This window comes from Paraburkholderia steynii (assembly GCF_900100565.1).
GTDB lineage: Bacteria > Pseudomonadota > Gammaproteobacteria > Burkholderiales > Burkholderiaceae > Paraburkholderia > Paraburkholderia terrae.
The window spans coordinates 68,234-86,234 of record NZ_FNDI01000004.1; the positions used below are offsets into that span (position 1 = coordinate 68,234).

General features: G+C 63.7%; 15 protein-coding genes. 14 read left to right on the forward strand and 1 reads right to left on the reverse strand.

Annotation, left to right across the window (positions count from 1 at the left end; all coding sequences use genetic code 11):
* Window positions 1-195: 195 nt before the first annotated feature.
* The 13 genes from BLT65_RS09085 (at window position 196) to BLT65_RS09145 (ending at window position 15,441) form a co-directional block, all read left to right on the forward strand.
* Window positions 196-1,254, forward strand: coding sequence for an NHL repeat-containing protein (locus BLT65_RS09085; protein ID WP_091777654.1), 1,059 nt, complete (start codon window positions 196-198; stop codon window positions 1,252-1,254).
* Between the two features lie 291 nt (window positions 1,255-1,545).
* Entirely contained in the window at window positions 1,546-1,749 is a 204-nt protein-coding gene (locus BLT65_RS09090) for a cold-shock protein (RefSeq protein WP_036000361.1), read from the forward strand.
* 370 nt (window positions 1,750-2,119) lie between these two features.
* Window positions 2,120-3,058, forward strand: coding sequence for a D-ribose ABC transporter substrate-binding protein (locus BLT65_RS09095; protein WP_042304626.1), 939 nt, complete (start codon window positions 2,120-2,122; stop codon window positions 3,056-3,058).
* A 120-nt stretch (window positions 3,059-3,178) separates the two neighbouring features.
* Window positions 3,179-3,826, forward strand: coding sequence for a DUF2291 family protein (locus BLT65_RS09100; RefSeq protein ID WP_244186467.1), 648 nt, complete (start codon window positions 3,179-3,181; stop codon window positions 3,824-3,826).
* Window positions 3,823-5,379, forward strand: a complete 1,557-nt coding sequence (locus BLT65_RS09105; protein WP_091777102.1) for a sugar ABC transporter ATP-binding protein — start codon at window positions 3,823-3,825, stop codon at window positions 5,377-5,379. The genes BLT65_RS09100 and BLT65_RS09105 overlap by 4 nt, the downstream gene beginning before the upstream one ends.
* Before the next feature lie 46 nt (window positions 5,380-5,425).
* Window positions 5,426-6,493, forward strand: a complete 1,068-nt coding sequence (locus BLT65_RS09110) for an ABC transporter permease (protein WP_042304623.1) — start codon at window positions 5,426-5,428, stop codon at window positions 6,491-6,493.
* Between the two features lie 3 nt (window positions 6,494-6,496).
* On the forward strand, window positions 6,497-7,597 hold the full coding sequence (locus BLT65_RS09115; RefSeq protein WP_091777104.1) for a Gfo/Idh/MocA family protein: 1,101 nt from the start codon (window positions 6,497-6,499) through the stop codon (window positions 7,595-7,597).
* Entirely contained in the window at window positions 7,594-9,543 is a 1,950-nt protein-coding gene (gene apnL / locus BLT65_RS09120; protein ID WP_091777106.1) for a D-apionate lactonase, read from the forward strand. Before BLT65_RS09115 ends, apnL begins: the two co-directional genes overlap by 4 nt.
* 156 nt (window positions 9,544-9,699) lie before the next feature.
* On the forward strand, window positions 9,700-11,079 hold the full coding sequence (locus BLT65_RS09125) for an MFS transporter (protein WP_091777108.1): 1,380 nt from the start codon (window positions 9,700-9,702) through the stop codon (window positions 11,077-11,079).
* A 48-nt stretch (window positions 11,080-11,127) separates the two neighbouring features.
* Entirely contained in the window at window positions 11,128-11,958 is an 831-nt protein-coding gene (locus tag BLT65_RS09130) for a phosphogluconate dehydrogenase C-terminal domain-containing protein (RefSeq protein WP_091777110.1), read from the forward strand.
* A 46-nt stretch (window positions 11,959-12,004) separates the two neighbouring features.
* On the forward strand, window positions 12,005-13,249 hold the full coding sequence (locus BLT65_RS09135; RefSeq protein WP_091777112.1) for a ribulose-bisphosphate carboxylase large subunit family protein: 1,245 nt from the start codon (window positions 12,005-12,007) through the stop codon (window positions 13,247-13,249).
* A gap of 8 nt (window positions 13,250-13,257) precedes the next feature.
* Window positions 13,258-14,640, forward strand: coding sequence for a 3-oxo-isoapionate kinase OiaK (oiaK, locus tag BLT65_RS09140; RefSeq protein WP_091777114.1), 1,383 nt, complete (start codon window positions 13,258-13,260; stop codon window positions 14,638-14,640).
* A 96-nt stretch (window positions 14,641-14,736) separates the two neighbouring features.
* Window positions 14,737-15,441 (forward strand): transcriptional regulator NanR, encoded by a 705-nt coding sequence (locus BLT65_RS09145; protein WP_007580961.1) that lies wholly within the window; start codon window positions 14,737-14,739, stop codon window positions 15,439-15,441.
* 28 nt (window positions 15,442-15,469) lie between these two features.
* On the opposite strand, the gene BLT65_RS09150 is transcribed toward BLT65_RS09145, so the two are convergent.
* Window positions 15,470-16,396: a LysR family transcriptional regulator gene (locus tag BLT65_RS09150; RefSeq protein WP_091777116.1), complete on the reverse strand. Its 927-nt coding sequence runs from the start codon at window positions 16,394-16,396 to the stop codon at window positions 15,470-15,472.
* 145 nt (window positions 16,397-16,541) lie between these two features.
* Between BLT65_RS09150 and BLT65_RS09155 the strand changes: the two genes are divergently transcribed.
* The gene (locus tag BLT65_RS09155; RefSeq protein WP_091777118.1) at window positions 16,542-17,957 is read left to right on the forward strand and encodes an MmgE/PrpD family protein; all 1,416 of its coding nucleotides are present in this window, start codon (window positions 16,542-16,544) and stop codon (window positions 17,955-17,957) included.
* Window positions 17,958-18,001 lie beyond the last annotated feature (44 nt).

An 18,001-nucleotide genomic window follows, 5' to 3' on the forward strand; every position in this document is an offset into this window, starting at 1 on the left:
CAGTAAAAACCCGGCCATGCACGTGCGACACAGGTCCATAACCCGTCAGCACACTGGACCATCGTTCGATATCGACGGTTGCTCCCTCGCATTGCCCGCCAAAACACAGGTTCAAACTGGCGGAAGCTCCTTCGGTCTCCGGCTGGCGTCTATGCTTTATCGGCGCATTCGCTCGACATGACCAAGGAGGCGTGCATGAAACCCGCGCTATGTGTCGCTATCGCCAGTATGGTTTTCGGGGTCCAACTGGCGCACGCTGTCTGCTCCCATGACGCCGTCTTTGTCGCGCTCGGTGATCAGATTCGCGGTTACTCCGCGCGCGCCAACGGAGCCACCGAGCCCTGCCAGGTGCTGCAAGGGCCGCTCACCACCCTGATGTCGGCCGGGGCGACGGTGATCGACAGGAAGGACGCCTTTCACATTGCGCAGTTTGGCGCGAGCACGGTCGACATCTTTCCGCGTAAGGCTGAGGGCAATCAGGCACCCGATCGCTCGTTCAGGTTGACGAACACAAATGACCTGCCCGGCATTGCGGTGGATTCCCGCCTCAACGACTTCGTCATGAGCGTTCGCCCATCGACGGCGGGCGTAATGGTCATTCCCGTCCACAGTTCTGGGGATATACCCAATCCGGTCCGCATTACCGATCCGAACATCACCCAGTACCAGAGCATCGCGATCGACAGCGACGACAATCTGCTGATCGCGGGTTATGACATACAGGGAACGGCGATCATCGACACGTTCGGCACGAGCCGAAGCGTGACCGCGCCCTCGCTTCTGCGCAGCCTCACAGGTCCCAAAACCGGCCTGTTTCCGGGCCGCGATGTTTTTTTCTCACAGATCGCCACGTCGATTGCTATCGATCCTCGCACTGACGAATTATTCGTCTACAACACGACCGCGGATGCGACCCAGACCCAGGTGAGCGTTTTCGCCGCCAAGGCGAATGGCAACGTGCGACCGATACGGACAATCAGCGGTCCAGCCACGGGAATCATCGGCCAGGTTTTGGCGTTCCCGGGTAACAGGATCACCGTCTCACCGGATGGACGGCTCTTCGTTGCCCAACAGAACCTGCGCATTCTCGCGTTCGCGCCGGGAGCAAGGGGCAATGTGGCGCCGTCTCAAGTCATCGAGGACTCCACGCCCGGTCCGGCCAATTCCGCAGGGATCGCCTTCCGGTCGGGGCGAGGCGGGCAACGGGACGACGACGGATGCTCGATGAAACCCGACGAAGGCGGTAGAAAATAATCGGGTCAAACTGGTATCTCCAGCGTCGAACGGCCGTTTCAATTTTCAGTTCAAACAGGTGATCGAGAGCGGCGAAATCGCGCTGATGCCCACGGAATGAACGGTCTCGGGACGGGAGCCGATGAAAGTGTATGCAATTCAGATCGCGCGCCGTCAGCAGGTTTCCAGTTGTGCCAGCGGGCCCAAGCAAAAATGCTGATTGTGAGGAACCACGACTCCATGTTAAAAAGTGCATCGCACGGCTGGCCGAGCGCCACCGACGCGCAATATTAATTTTGGGAATCTTGCAAAATGGCAACAGGTACGGTGAAGTGGTTCAATGATGCAAAGGGTTTTGGTTTCATCACGCCGGATGGCGGCGGTGAAGACCTGTTCGCACATTTTTCGGAAATCCAGTCGAGCGGTTTCAAATCGCTCCAGGAAAACCAGAAAGTGACGTTTGAAGTGAAGCAGGGCCCTAAGGGCAAGCAGGCTGCGAACATCCAGCCGCAGTAACGCGTTTCCAGTATTAGAAAATGACCCTTCGGGGTCATTTTTTTTGCTACCAACGAAACCGGTTCCAATCTCGAAGTCCCCGCCCGCGGGACGCCCACCAACGGCCGGACCCGGTTCGGCTACGGCCCGCCAACGCGCTGAACGCCCCGTGACAGCGAAGGCTCGACCTCCGAAGCCTATTCCCAACGATCTCCCAGAACATTGCCCATACCAGGCGAAAACCCTGGCTCGATTCTCCTTGTCGACCGCAATGCGACTGGTATGATGACATCATGACGGCACAAGTGATGAGTAGACTGTAACGACAAAATCCGACCGTCGACTGGTTTCAGGCAGTGCATAGGCGTTTAACCAGAAAGGAGACAAAACGATGAAAGCATCGAAGCGGTGGCTCGCGCTCGCGTTGGCCACCTTGGCGGTCGTCGGCGCGAGCGGCACGGCGCAGGCGGCGAATCTGATCGCCATCATTACTCCCTCACACGACAACCCGTTCTTCAAGGCCGAAGCCGACACCGCGAACGCGCGTGCGAAGGCGCTCGGCTACGACACCATCGTCCTCGTCCACGACGACGACGCGAACAAGCAATCCAATCTCGTCGATACGGCCATTGCGCGCGGCGCGAAGGCGATCATCCTCGACAATGCGGGCTCCGAGGCATCGATTGCCGCCGTCAAGAAGGCCAAGGCGGCAGGCATTCCGTCATTCCTGATCGACCGCGAAATCAACGCGACGGGCATTGCCGTGTCGCAGATCGTGTCGAACAACTATCAGGGCGCGCAGCTCGGCGGGCGTGCGTTCGTCAAGGCGCTTGGCGAGAAGGGCAACTATGTCGAGCTGGTGGGGCGCGAGGCGGACATCAATGCCGGCATCCGCTCGAAGGGCTATCACGACGTGATCGACCAGTTTTCGAGCATGAAGATGGTCGAGCGGCAGTCGGCCAACTGGAGCCAGACGGAAGCCTATCGCGTGATGGAAACGATCCTGCAGAGCCACCCGGACATCAAGGGCGTGATTGCGGGCAACGACACCATGGCGATGGGCGCATCGGCTGCGCTGAAGGCGGCGAAGCGCTCCGACGTGATCGTCGTCGGCTTTGACGGCAGTAACGACGTGCGCGACGCGATCATGCGCAACGACATTCGCGCGACCGTGCTGCAACCCGCCGCGCAGGCCGCGACGGAAGCCGTCGATCAGGCCGACAAGTACATGAAGACGGGCGCCACCGGCAAGCCGGAAAAGCAGCTGATCAACTGCTCGCTCATCACGAAGACGAACGCCGGCAAGCTCGACATGTTCGCGCTGCGCTGAAATCATCGTTCGACTCGACGGGGATGCCACGCGCATCCCCGCGCTTTGTCACCGATTCGCATCACCGGTCACATCAGTTTTCTCATCCGGCGTACCGTGAGGTCATCCATGAGAGGTTGCATGTACGCGGCGATCGTCGTCATTGCCGCGAGCGGGGCGTTGCAAGGCTGCAAGCTGGTCAAACACGACGCACAGACATCAAAAAATTCTCGCGACGCCTACGCGTCGGCTGACTACGATCCGAACGCGATGGTCGCGTCGATGTGGAGCACGAAAATCGTGCCCGACGTCGAAAAGCGCGCGACCGACTACGCGACGTTGCGCGACGCGATCAAGGCGGACCCTGACACGGCTGGCAAGAAATACGGCTATCGCGGCAAGGACGACGGCGCGCCGTGGAATTTCCCGACGAAGCTGCACGGCACGATCGTCGAGGTCGACACGCAATCGAGCCAAGGCACCGTGGGTGTCGATATCGATGGCGACGGCAAGGCCGACGTGATCGTCGATATCGGTCCGACCGTGCTCGGCACGACGCTGCGCGACACGCTCGATTTCATCTCGTTCACGAGCTTTCGCAATCAGATCGAATACGCGCAGTTCGGCACCGCGCTGAACAGCTACGCGGCCACGCATGTGATGAAGCCCTTTCCGCGCGATGCGCTCAAGGGCAAGCCGATCACCGTGACGGGCACGTTCTCGTATGACTCATCCGCCGATCAGCCCGAGATCGTGCCGCTTGCGCTCGCGTTGGGAGGCAAGTCATGAGCGAGGCCGGCGCAGTGGACGACGTGATTCTTCATGTAGAAGGCGTGACGAAGGTCTATCCCGGCACGGTCGCGCTGAAAGAGGTGAACTTCGCGGTGCGGCGCGCGGCGGTGAACGTGCTGGTCGGCGAGAACGGCGCGGGCAAGTCGACCTTGATGAAGATCATCGCCGGCGCGGAGCAGCCGAGCACCGGACGCCTGCTTCTGGACGGCAAGCCGATCGAGCTGACGAGCAGCGCGGACGCCTTGCGGCACGGCATCGGCATCGTGTTTCAGGAGCTGAATCTGTTCCCGAATCTGACGATTGCCGAGAACGTGTTCATCGCGCACGAGATCACGCGCGCAGGCATCGACATCGATGCCGACGCGCAGCGGCGCAAGGTGCGTGAACTGCTCAAGCGGCTCGAACTGGACGTGAGCCCCGATACGCTAGTTGAAGATCTGCGTATCGGCCAGCAACAATTGGTCGAGATTGCGAAGGCGCTCGCGCACGACGCACGCGTGCTGATTCTCGACGAGCCGACTTCGGCGTTGAGCGCGGCTGAAGTGGACGTGCTGTTTCAGGTGATCGCGGACCTGAAGGCGCATGGTGTCGCCATCGTCTATATCTCGCACCGGCTCGAAGAACTGATCCGTATCGGCGACTACATCACCGTGTTGCGCGACGGCCGCATCACCGGCAATCAGCCGATGGCGCAAGTGGACGTGCCATGGATCGTGCGTCAGATGGTCGGTCGCGACACCAAAGATTTCTCGCGCCCGATCGGTCACGCGCGCGGCGCGCAAGTGCTGACGGTACGCGATGTGTCGCTGCCCCGCAAAGGCAGCGGCTTGCTGGTCGATCACGTGTCGCTGTCGCTGCATGCGGGCGAGATCGTCGGCATTTACGGGTTGATGGGCGCCGGGCGCTCAGAACTGTTCGAATGCATTCTCGGCTGTCATCCGCATGCGACGGGCGAGATCGTGCTGGACGGCAAGCCGCTTGCGGGCAAGCCGATCGCGCGCCGCGTCGCGCAAGGTCTCGCGTTGATTCCCGAGGACCGCAAGGCCGATGCGCTGCTGCCGATTCTCTCGATCGGCGAGAACATGACGCTGTCCAGTCTCGCGGAATTCGCGCGTGTTTTCCATATCAGCACGCAGCGCGAGCAGCGCTCGATCACGCAATACATCCGCGATCTCGCGATCAAGGTCGCCGACTGGCGGCTGCCCGTCAGTTCGCTGTCGGGCGGCAACCAGCAGAAGGTGATCATCGCGCGCGCCTTGATGACCGCGCCGAAAGTGTTGCTGATGGACGAACCGAGCCGCGGCATCGACGTCGGCGCGAAGGCCGACATCTTCAAGGTGATGCGCGATCTCGCCGTGAAGGGGCTCGGCATTCTGTTCGTGACGTCGGATCTCGAAGAAGTGATGGCGCTGTCCGACCGCATTCTGGTGATGTCGAACGGACGCGTGACCGCCGAATTCGACGCATCCGAAGCGACGCAGGACGCACTCGTCGCGGCGTCCGCGATCGGACATCGCACGGCATCAACCGAACAACGCGCAGCGGCATGACGCGGCGTGTCTCAAAGCAAATCCAGCAACACCCTGGAGATTATTCATGACGATGGCTATCAAGGGCGAAGCACCGGGCGCGAGCATCGGCGAAGCGCCGCTTCTGCTGCTGCTCAAGCTGCGCACGTTCATCGCGCTGTTTGCCGTTGCGATCTTTTTCTCGTTCGCGGCGCATAACTTTCTGAGCATCGAAAACCTGCTGATCATGTCGCGGCACGTCGCGCTGAATGCGTTTCTCGCGATCGGCATGACGTTCGTGATCGTCGCGGGCGGCATCGACCTGTCCGTCGGCTCGATCGTCGGGTTGTCCGGCATGGTCGCGGGCGGGCTGATCCTGCACGGCATTCCACTCGGCGACGAGTACACGCTGTACCTGAGCGTGCCGGAAACGATCGTGGTTGCGCTGCTGGCGGGCGTCGCCGTCGGCGCGGTCAACGGACTGCTGATCACGCGCCTGAACGTCGCGCCGTTCATCGCGACGCTCGGCACCTTGTATATCGCGCGCGGTGCGGCGTTGCTGTCGTCGGGCGGCGAGACGTTTCCGAACCTCACGGGTAATCCCGATTACGGCACGACGGGTTTTCCCTTGCTCGGCAGCGCGACGATACTCGGCATTCCGTTGACGATCTGGCTGCTGGTCGTCGTCGGTGCGATTGCCGCGTATATTGCGGGCCGCACGCCGCTTGGGCGGCAGATTTACGCAATCGGCAGCAACGAGCGCGCGGCGCAACTGTCCGGTGTGCGCGTGAACCGCGTGAAGATGTTCGTCTACATGTTTTCGGGGCTGTGCGCGGCGATCGTCGGGCTGATCATCTCGTCGGAACTGGTCGCGTCGCATCCGATGAGCGGCGAGACCTTCGAGCTGAATGCTATCGCGGCAGCCGTGCTCGGCGGCACGTCGATGTCGGGCGGGCGCGGCAAGATCGGCGGCACGATCATCGGCGCGTTCGTGATCGGCATTCTGTCCGATGGGCTCGTGATGATGGGCGTCAGCGCGTTCTGGCAGACGGTCATCAAGGGCGTCGTGATCGTGGCCGCTGTCGTGGTCGATCAGATCCAGCGCCGCGTGCAGCAACGCTTCGCGTTGCAGAAGCAGGCCGCGACGGGAGCGTGAACGATGAGTGAATCGACGCTTCGTGGGCGCGAACCATTCGATGGCGCCTTGATCGGTTGCGGGTTCTTCGCGCGCAATCATCTGCATGCGTGGCGCGATGTCTCTGGCGCAAACATCGTCGCGCTGTGCGATGCAGATGAAGCGCGTCTGACTGCCGCCGGTCGCGAGTTCGGCATCGAGCGCCTTTACACCGATGCCGCTGCAATGCTGCGCGAAGAACGGCTGGATTTCGTCGATATCGCGACGACGGTCGCGAGTCATCACGCGCTGGTCGAACTGGCGGCCGCCTCGGGCGTCGCGACGATTTGCCAGAAGCCGTTCGCCCGCACGCTCGACGACGCTTATGCGATGGTCGCCGCATGCGGCGAAGCGAACGTGCCGCTGATGGTACATGAGAACTTCCGCTGGCAAAGCGCGATTCAGGCTGTCGGCGCGGCGTTGCAAGCGGGCGCGATCGGCAGGCCGTTCTGGGGTCGCGTGTCGTTTCGTTCGGCATTCGACGTGTTCAGCGGCCAGCCTTATCTGGCAGAAGGCGAGCGCTTTATCGTCGAAGACCTGGGCATTCATGTGCTCGATATCGCGCGCTTTCTGTTCGGCGACGCGACGCGCGTGACGGCCAGCATGTCGCGCGTCAATCCCGCGATCAAGGGCGAAGACGTCGCGACGATCATGCTGTGTCATGAAAGCGGTGTGAACAGCATCGTCGATTGCAGCTACGCGACGCGGCTGCCGCACGAACTGTTTCCGCAGACGCTGATCGAGGTCGACGGCTCGGCCGGCACGTTGCGGCTCATGGCGGATTACCAGTTGCAGATTCACACCGCAGCGGGCACCGAATTGCGCGACGCGACGCCGCCCGCGCTGTCGTGGTCCAGCGCGCCGTGGGAAGCGATTCAGGGCAGCGTGCTGAACATCCAGTCGCACTGGATCGATTGCCTGCGCAGCGGGCGCGAGCCCGCGACGAGCGGTCGCGACAATCTGCGCACGCTCGCGCTCGTCGAAGCGACGTATCTGTCCGCGCGCGAAGGGCGCGGCGTGGATCTGCGCGAACTGGAGCGAGCCTCGTCGCGCGGGGATGCCGGGTTTCGGCAGGTTGCGCGATGAGCGGCGATTTCGCGCAAACCTACTACGGCACGAGTCAGCCAGTCGATCTGGCGCGGCATCTGCAGGCGGGGCCTTGGTCCGCGCTGCTGATCGACGGCGCGCTGCACGACATCCGCTATCGCGACGTCGAAGTGATCCGCGCGGTTGCGTTCCTGGTGCGTGACAAGGATTGGGGAACCTGCCGCCCCACGCTGAGCGGCATCGAGATCGACGAGAACGAGAACGGATTTCGCGTGGCGTACCGTGCGCAATGCACGAATCCCGATGGACATGTGTTGAGCTATGCGTTGTCGATCGATTGCATGGGGCGCGGCGCGCTGGCGTTCAGCGCAACCGTGACTGCGCATGATGCTTTTCTCACGGCACGCTGCGGCTTTTGCGTGCTGCATCCGCTAGAGGGCGTGGCGGGTGCCCCGGCACGCGTCGAGCACTGTGACGGCACGCGCGAAAGCGCGGCGTTTCCTGCGCTGATCGATCCGTGGCAGCCCTTCAAGGACATCCGCTCGATCGAACATGACATGCCGTGTGGCCTCACTGTGTACTGTTCGTTCACGGGCGATGTGTTCGAAATGGAAGACCAGCGCAACTGGTCGGATGCGTCGTTCAAGACCTATTCGCGGCCACTGGAATTGCCGTGGCCCTTCACGCTCGACGCAGGCGCGACGATGACGCAGACAGTGACGCTCAATGTCAAAGAGCAGGCATTGGCTCGTCCTGACCCGCACGTATCCACGCAAGCGCACCTTCAAACGCTCACACTCGACCTGAACGAACGCGTGGACGAACGAATGCCAGCGCTCGGCATCGCAATCGCAGCCGACGAAGTCGACGCCGCGCTCGATCACCGGGCGTTGCTGGCGGAACTCTCGCCGCATCAACTGACGCTGAGCTTCGATCTGGCGGCAGGCCACGGCTTGCATGAGCTTGAACGCTTCGCGACGTTGCAGCGCGAAAGCGGCATTCGCTGCGTGCTCGAATACGCGCTGCCCGGCGTCGATGCGCCGCGCGCGGAACTCGATGCGCTTGCCTCGCTGGTCGCGTTGTCCGGCATCGAGTTGACGGGGATCGTCGTCAGTCCGTCGGTGCATCGGCAGTCGAATCCGCCTGGCAGCGTCAGCCCGCCATGTCCCGCGCTTGACGAGGTGTATCGGGAGGCGCGCCGCGCGTTTCCGGGCTTGCGCATCGGCGGGGGCATGCTCAGCTATTTCACCGAACTCAATCGCAAGCGTCCGCCGCTCGAACTTGTCGACTGGACGACGCACGCGACCTGTCCGATCGTCCACGCCGCTGACGATCGCAGCGTGATGCAGACGCTGGAAGCCATACCGCACATCACGCGCTCATGTCGCGCGCTGATCGGCGCGCAGCCGTATGCCATCGGCCCGGTGTCGATCGGCATGCGCCAGAACCCGTACGGGTCGCGCGTGATGCCGAATCCGCACGGCGAGCGCATCGCGATGGCCGCCTGCGATCCACGCCAGCGCGCGCTGTTCGGCGGCGCGTGGCTGGCCGGTTACGCAGCCGCGCTCGCGGGCGCGCGCGTCGACACGTTGACGCTTGGCGCGTTGACAGGTACACGCGGACTCGCTGACGTAAGCAACGGTGTGCGCCGCTATCCGATGTTCGATGTGGCGAAGGCGCTGGCTGGCATGGCGGGCGCGACGCGGCTCACATGCGCGGGCGTGAATCCGCGCGAAATCGCGTGCGTGGCGGCGCGCGACGCGCAGGGGCAAGCGCATCTCATCGTCGCCAATCTGACCGGCTCCACACGCGCCGCGCGGCTCGATCTGCGTGGCCTGACATCGGGCGGGTTGCGCGCGGTGATGATCGACGAAGCGTCGCTGCGGAGCAAAGTCGGCATGTCGCGCGCGGCGTCATTCAGGCTGCGTCCGTTTGCCTGTCTGATCGCGACGACGGTAACGAGCGACGCCGCCGCGCGCCCATAACGAAGGCGCGCCGACGCGCCAATGAACTGCTGAAAGGTGTTGGTAGTAAACCCAGTGCCGCTTTTTTAATCTTGATGGTCTACTCATCACACCAGCACAGCACATGAGTGATCTGTGCAATAGCGCAGAGCCGCGAGACCCATCGGAGGAGACGCAATGCAAACTGCCCCGCACGCCGAACAGGCAAGCCCGAGCCAACTTGAGCGCTCGACCATCCGCAAGGTTTCGCTGCGCCTCGTGCCGTTCGTCGCGCTGATGTTTTTCATCAACTTCCTCGACCGCACGGCGATCTCGTTCGCTGGACCGAACGGCATGACGAAGGATCTGGGGCTGGACGCCGCCCAGTTCGGTTTCGCGGCGGGCGTGTTTTTCATCGGCTACATCTTTCTCGAAGTGCCGAGCAACCTCGCGTTGCACAAGTTCGGCGCGCGCCGCTGGCTCGCGCGGATCATGGTGACGTGGGGCATCGTCGCGCTGCTCTTCACGTGGGTGAGCAGCGTGCCGGGGCTGTATGGGTTGCGCTTTCTGCTGGGCGTGGCGGAAGCGGGCTTCTTTCCCGGTGCGATCCTGTTCCTGAGCATGTGGGTGCCGCAGCGCCATCGCAGCCACATCCTCGCGCTGTTCTATCTGGCGCAGCCGCTGACCATCGTGATCGGCGCGCCGTTCGCCGCGTTGCTGATCGAAGCGCATGGGCTGTTCGGCCTGGCCGGCTGGCGCGTGATGTTCCTCGGCGTCGCGATTCCTGCGATCGTCGTCGGCATCGTCGCGTGGTTCTATCTGAGCGACCGGCCGTCGCAGGCGCGTTGGCTCACTGCCAGCGAGCAGGCGTGGCTCACCGCGGAACTCGAAGCCGAGCAGCGCCAGCGCGCAGCCGGTTCGTCGCAGCATCGCCACCACGCAGGCGCCGCATTGACGAGCGGCCGTGTCTGGCTGTTCTCGCTGATGTACTTCGGCCTGATCTACGGCCTCTATGCGCTCGCGTTTTTCCTGCCGACCATCATCGGCGGCTTCCAGGCGCAGTTCGGCTCGCAGTTCAACGTGTTCCAGAAAGGGCTGATCACAGCGATTCCCTATCTGCCTGCCGCGATCGTGCTGTTCCTCTGGAGCCGCAACGCGACGAAACACGGCGTGCGCGCATGGCACATCGGCATTCCGGCGCTGGTTGGCGCACTCAGCATTCCGCTCGCCCTTTTCATGAAGTCGCCGTCGACGGCGATCGCCGTCATCACGATCACGGCCTGCGCGATCTTCTCGGCGCTGCCGAACTTCTGGGCATTGCCCGCGCGCTTCCTGTCGGGTGCGGCCGCCGCCGCAGGCATCGCGCTGATCAACACGGTCGGCAATCTGGCGGGCTTCGTCGCGCCGTACGTGACGGGCGCGCTGAAGGACGCGACGGGCTCATATCACGCGCCGATGTTCGTGGTCGGCGCCTTCATGCTGATGAGCGCCGTGCTTGCCTTCGCGTTCTGCGGCGAACGCCGCCCGCGCCCGCAGGACGAACACGCAGCCGTCGCGCTGGACCCGCGCGCGGGCTGATCAACCGAAATTCATGAACATGACGCACCCCTGCAAGGAGAGAGCACGATGAAAGAGAAAATTGCACTGTTCGGCGCTGGCGGAAAGATGGGCTTCCGTCTTTCGAGCAACCTGCTGAAGTCGGACTATCGTGTCGCGCACATCGAAGTGAGCGAAGCGGGCCGCAAGCGCCTGAAGGATGAACTGAATGTGGATTGCGTATCCGTCGCTGCGGCGCTCGACGGCGCACAGGTCGTGATCCTCGCCGTGCCCGATACGCTGATCGGCAAGATCAGCCACGAAATCGCACCGAAGCTGCCGGCGGGCACGATGGTGATGACGCTCGACGCCGCCGCGCCGTTCGCCGGCCATCTGCCCGACAGGCCCGATCTGACTTACTTCGTCGCGCATCCGTGTCATCCCATCATCTTCAACAACGATGACGATCCGAAAGCGCGTCGCGATTTCTTCGGCGGCGCGTATGCGAAGCAGTCGATCACGAGCGCGCTGATGCAAGGCCCCGAGTCCGCGTTCGATCTCGGCGAAGATGTCGCGAAGACGATCTATCAGCCGATCCTGCGTTCATACCGTTTGACCGTCGACCAGATGGCGCTGCTGGAACCGGGCTTGTCCGAGACGATCTGCGCGACGCTGCTTTACGTGATGCGCGAAGCGATGGACGAAACCGTGAAACGCGGCGTGCCCGAACAGGCCGCGCGCGATTTCCTGCTCGGCCACATGAACATCCTGAGCGCGGTGATTTTCAACGAAATCCCCGGCGCATTTTCCGATGCGTGCAACAAGGCAATCGAGTTCGGCAAGCCGCGCCTGATGCGCGACGACTGGAAGGGCGTGTTCGATCATGCGGAGATTGCGGACAGCATCCGCCGTATCACGTGATGCGTGCTGAGCGCTGTTTTCTTTTGACTTCCAACAGGACTGCATCGTGAGCGAACGCATTCACGCTACTTACTGGCTCGAAACGGGCGACGATCCGCGCCGGGCCGCCGATGTCATCGCCGGCGAACAGTCGAGCGGCACCTTCGTCGCGCTGCCCGGCGAGACGCCCGAACTGAAGGCGCGTTCCGGGGCGCGCGTCGAGCGTCTGGACATACTCGAAACCGTCGACACACCGAGCCTGCCGGGCGGCATGAAATCAGAGGTGTACACGCGCTGCACGCTCGAACTGTCGTGGCCAATCGAGAACTTCGGGCCGTCGCTGCCGAATCTGATGTCGACCATCGCGGGCAATCTGTTCGAACTGCGCCAGGTGTCGGGCTTGCGGCTAACGGGCCTGAAGCTGCCGGCGTCGTTCGCGGCGGCGTATCCCGGCCCGGCGTTCGGCATCGACGGTACGCGCAAGCTGAGCGGCGTCACGCATGGTCCGCTGATCGGCACGATCATCAAGCCGAGCGTCGGGCTGTCGCCGGAGGAGACCGCGCAGCAGGTGCGCGAGCTGGTGGAAGGCGGCATCGACTTCATCAAGGATGACGAACTGCAAGCCGACGGCTCGCATTGCCCGTTCGACGAACGCGTGAAGGCGGTGATGCGCGTGGTCAACGAACACGCCGATCGCACCGGCAAGAAGGCGATGGTCGCCTTCAACGTGACGGGCGATCTCGATCAGATGCGTCGGCGTCATGATCTCGTGCTGGCGCAAGGCGGAACCTGCGTGATGGCGGTGCTCAATTCGATTGGACTGGTCGGCATGCACGAATTGCGCAAGCACGCGCAACTGCCGATTCATGCGCATCGCGCAGGCTGGGGTTATCTGTCACGCAGTCCGGAACTGGGCTGGGATTACGCGCCATGGCAGATGATCTGGCGGCTCGCGGGCGCGGATCATCTGCACGTGAACGGCTTGCGCAACAAGTTCAGCGAGTCCGATGAAAGCGTCGTCGCGGCGGCGCGCGCGGTGCTCGCGCCCGTCATGCCCGACGCGCCGATGACGGCGATGCCCGTCTTCAGTTCGGGGCAGACGGGCTTGCAGGCCGCCGATACGTACGCCGCGCTCGGCCGCGCCGATCTGATCCACACGGCGGGCGGCGGCATCTTCGGCCATCCGCAGGGCGTCGCAGCGGGTGTCGAAGCGCTGCGCGAAGCATGGGTTGCGGCCATCGAGGGCGTGCCGCTGGAGAAGCACGCGGAGCGCAATCCGGCGCTGCGCGCGGCGCTTGGTTTCTGGAAGTGAGCACGCGTATGCCCGATTCCGCGCAAACGGCATTTCTGGCGGGGCCGCTGCTCGCCTATTACGGCGACGACTTCACCGGCTCGACGGATGCGATGGAGGCGATGACGGCAGCGGGCGTGCCGACGGTGCTGTGTCTCGACACGCCGACGCCTGACCTGCTCGCGCGTTTTCCCGAGATCCGTTGCGTCGGGTTGGCGGGTTCATCGCGCGGGCGTGACCCTGCATGGATGCGCGACGAGTTGCCAGCCGCGTTTGCAAGTCTTGCGGCATTCGGCGCACCGATCCTGCAATACAAGGTGTGCTCGACGTTCGACTCGTCGCCGGAAGTCGGTTCGATCGGCGCGGCCATCGACATCGGCGTGAACGTGATGCGCGCGCGCTGGTCGCCGATGGTAATTGGCGCGCCGCGCCTGAAGCGCTATCAGATGTTCGGCAATCTGTTTGCCGCCGTGAACGGTACGGGCTATCGGCTCGACCGTCATCCGACGATGTCGCGTCATCCCGTGACGCCAATGGACGAAGCGGATCTGCGCGTGCATCTCGGGCGGCAGACGTCGCGTCGCATCGAGCTGATCGACATACTGCAATTGCGCGACGGCTCGGGCACGGCGCGCGTCGATGCGCTCAGTGCGGACGACAAACCCGTCGTGTTGATCGACGTGCTCGATGAAGAGACGCTCATCGAAGCGGGGCGCCTCGTGTGGGAGCGGCGCGGCGAGGGCGTGTTCAGCGCGTCATCGTCTGGGCTGCAATACGCGCTGGCCGCATATTGGCGCTCGCGCGGCTGGTTGCCCGCGACGCCTTCGCTGCCCGTCGCCCGGCCCGTCGAAACGATCGCCGCCGTGAGCGGTAGCTGTTCGCCCGTCACGGCGTCGCAAATCGCCTGGGCGCGGGCGCACGGGTTTCATGTCGAACGGCTCGATCTGCGCCGCGCGCTCGATTCGCAATCGGGCGGCGCGGAGATCGAGCGCGCGGTTGGCGCCGCTGCCGATGCGCTTCGCCGCGGCGTGAGCAGCATCGTGCATAGCGCGGAAGGCCCCGACGATCCCGACGTGATCGGCTTCGACGCGATTGCGCGCGATGCGGGCCTGACGCGTCAGCAAGCGGCGCGCAACGTCGGCGGCGCGCTGGCCGAAGTGATGCGACGCTTGCTGGAGCGCGTGCCGCTGTCGCGTGTGGTTGTCGCGGGCGGCGACAGTTCAGGCGAAGTCGCGAGTACGCTGGGCATCGATGCGCTCAGTGTTGCAGCGGGTCTCGCACCGGGCGCGCCGTTGTGCCGCGCGTGGTCGAAGTCGGCGCAGCGCGACGGGCTGGAGATCGTGCTGAAGGGCGGGCAGATCGGCGGCGCGTCGTTCTTCGGATTGGTCAAAGAGGGCCGCGACGTGGAGTGAACGCTGCGCGGCTAACCGATACAGCGAGCGGTTCCTCGCAAGAATCGATCGGTGTATGGTATTGTCATTACACCAGAAGCTTGTCGCTGAAATGTAATGGGCGAGATCATCCCGCGTCGGAAGCTGTACCAGGAAGTGGTGGACCGTCTGATGGAGCGTATCCGCTCGGGCGAAATCGCGCCCGGCGCGCAGCTGCCATCAGAGCGGGAACTGATGGAAATCTATGGCGTCGGGCGGCCTGCCGTGCGCGAGGCGCTGCAGACGCTCGAACGCTCGGGCATCGTCGAGATCGTACACGGCGAGCGCGCGCGTGTCGTCGTGCCGACGGCCGACCGGCTGATCGGCCAGATCGCAAGCGGCGCGATGCACTTGCTGCGCACTGACCCGGAGATGCTCGAGCATCTCAAGCACGCGCGCCTCTTTCTCGAAACGGGCACGGCGCGCATGGCCGCCGAGCGCGCGACGGAAGAGGACGTGGCGCGACTGCAATTGAGCGTCGCGCAACATCGGGCTTCGATGGTCAATCTCGAAGAGTTCATCGAGCGCGACATGGCGTTTCACCGCGAGATCGCGAGGATCAGCGGCAATCCGATTTTTCCGTCGATCGTCGAGTCGCTGTTCCGCTGGGCGGGCGAATACTACCGGCCGCTCGTGCGTGCGCCGGGCGCGGAAGAGCTGACCTTGGCGGAGCATCAGCGCATCGTCGACGCCATTGCGACGCATGACGGCGATGCGGCTGCCGAAGCAATGCATGCGCACCTGTCACGCGCCAATCATCTGTACCGCAAGTTGAGCAAATAACGCCGGTACGGCACACACCTGTCTTTCATCACTCCGGCTGCATCATCGAAGGATCGAGCGGCGCCATTCTGCGCAGCGCGAGACGAAAGTCCCGCGCGACTGCCGACAGCACTACATCGCGTCGCCGGATCAAACCGATTGTGCGCGCAACCGTCGGCTCCACGAGCGGACGTATGGCGATTCGCGATTGCGCGTCGCGCGGCGCCGCGCAGCGCGGAATGATCGAGATACCGAGCCCCGCTTCGACGAGTCCGAGCGACGTCGTCAGATGTTCAATTTCGATCAGCCGGTCCGGGCGCCAGTCGATGTCGCGTAACGCGGCATCGAGCATGCGCCGGTTGCCGCTCGTCGTGCCCGAGACGATCAGCGGCCACGGGCGCAGCTCGCGCCACGCAACATGCTCGCTCTTTGCGAGCGGATGATCGGCGGGGCAGGCGAGCACGTACGGGTCCACCAACAGTTCGTCGATGACGAGATCCGGCGTCTCGTTGACGAGAAACGCGATGCCGAACTCCGCGTCGCCGTCGGCGACACGCCGCGCGACTGTCGCGAGATCGGTTTCGAGCAGCCGCAGCCGCACCTCGGGCCGTCGCCGGTGATAGCTGCCGACGATCTTCGGCAACAGAAACTTCGCAACAGTGGGAATGCACGCGATGGTCAACTGACCTGTGCGGATACGCGTCGCTTGCGTGACGAGTTGCAGCGACGCATCGAGTTCGCGCAGCACGCTTTGCGCGCGCGGCAGCAGCAGTTCGCCCGATGACGTGAGCGCGACCGTGCGCGTCGTGCGCTCGAACAGCATCAGGTCGAGTGCCTCTTCGAGCCGCTTGATGCGGCGTGTCAACGCGGACGCGGACAGGCTGAGTTCGATGGCGGCATCGTTGAACGACGCGTGCGATGCAACGGCAACAAAAGCGCGAAGCGCGTCGAGATCGACGCCGGGAAAGCGGTTCATGAGCCCTCATGGTCAGGCGATTCGCGGACTGCCAACTCTTGCGTGTGACGCAATAATAATCACGCCACGTGCAATTCACAAACGCCCGTCGCGTGCGGATACTGGTCGTCGAATTTCCACTCCGCGCCAGTGCGCCCGACACGCGATGAACCAGCACCACGACATCGGCACAAACCCCTATACCGGCGGCGTAGCGGCATTCGTCGCGCAATTGCGTTACGACGCGATTCCTCACGACGTGATCGCGCGCATCAAGTTGTTGCTGCTCGACTCCATCGGCTGCGCGTTGTTCGGCTCGGCGCTCGAATGGAGCCGCATCCTCGCGGACACGCTCGCGCGCGTCGACACGACACCGGGATGCGCCGTATGGGGCACGCCGATGAAGCTGTCCGCACCGCACGCCGCGCTCGTGAACGGCACGTTGATCCAGAGCTTCGAACTCGATGACGTGCATCGCGCGGGCGTGCTGCACGTCGGCGCCGTCACGTTGCCCGCCGTGCTCGCCGTCGCCGAGACGCTGCCCGCCGATGCGCGCATGAGCGGCCGCGATTTTCTGCGTGCCTGCGTGGCCGGTTATGAAGTGGGGCCGCGCGTCGGCATGTGCATGGGCCCTGAACATATCGCGCAGGGCTGGCATTCGGGCGCGACGGTCGGCGTGTTTTCCGCGGCGGCGGGCGCGGCGGCTGCGCTGCGCCTCGACGCCGCGCAGACCGTGCATGCGCTCGGCATCGGCGGCACGCAGTCGGCGGGCCTGATGGCCGCGCAATTCGGCGCGATGGTCAAGCGCATGCATGCCGGGCGCGCCGCGCAAAGCGGGCTGTATGGCGCGCTGCTGGCGCAGAACGGCTTTACCGGCATCGTCGATGTGTTCGAGAACACGTACGGCGGTTTTTGCAGCACGTTCTCGCGCTCGACGGACCGCTACGACCTCACGCAACTCATCGACGGACTCGGCGAGCGCTTTGAGACGATGAACATTGCGCTGAAGTTCTACTCATGCGTCGGCAGCAACCATACGACGCTCGATGCGATCCGCGCCATGCAGGCGCGCCATCCGTTCGGCGCGGACGACGTCGAGTGCATCGTCGTGCATGGCTCGCGCGTGACGGTCGATCATGTCGGCTGGCCGTATGTGCCGCAGGGCCTGACGTCCGCGCAACTCAACCTGCCGTACTGCGTCGCGACGCTGTTGCTCGAAGGCGATGTGTTCGTCGACCAGTTCAGCGAAGCGAAAGTGGCGGACCCGCAGCGCATGGCGCTGGCGAACCGCGTACAGGTGCTCGAAGACCCGGCTATCACAGCACGCGGCCGCGGCGCGCGTCACACCGTGCGCGTCGAGGCGACGCTGCGCGACGGCACGCGGCTCGAAGAAACTGTCGAGTCGCAACGCGGCAGCGAGCATGCGTTCGCGAGCGAAGCGGAAATTATCGACAAGATGACGAAGCTTGCCGAGCATCGTATCGAGAGCGCGCAGATTGAACGCATCGTCGAGTGGATCATGCACGCCGAGAGCAAGACGGATGCGGCAGAACTCGTGCGCCTGCTCTCGACGCGAGGCTAGCAACAGGGCGCAAGCAGTACCGCAGGTAAGCACAAAGCAAAGCG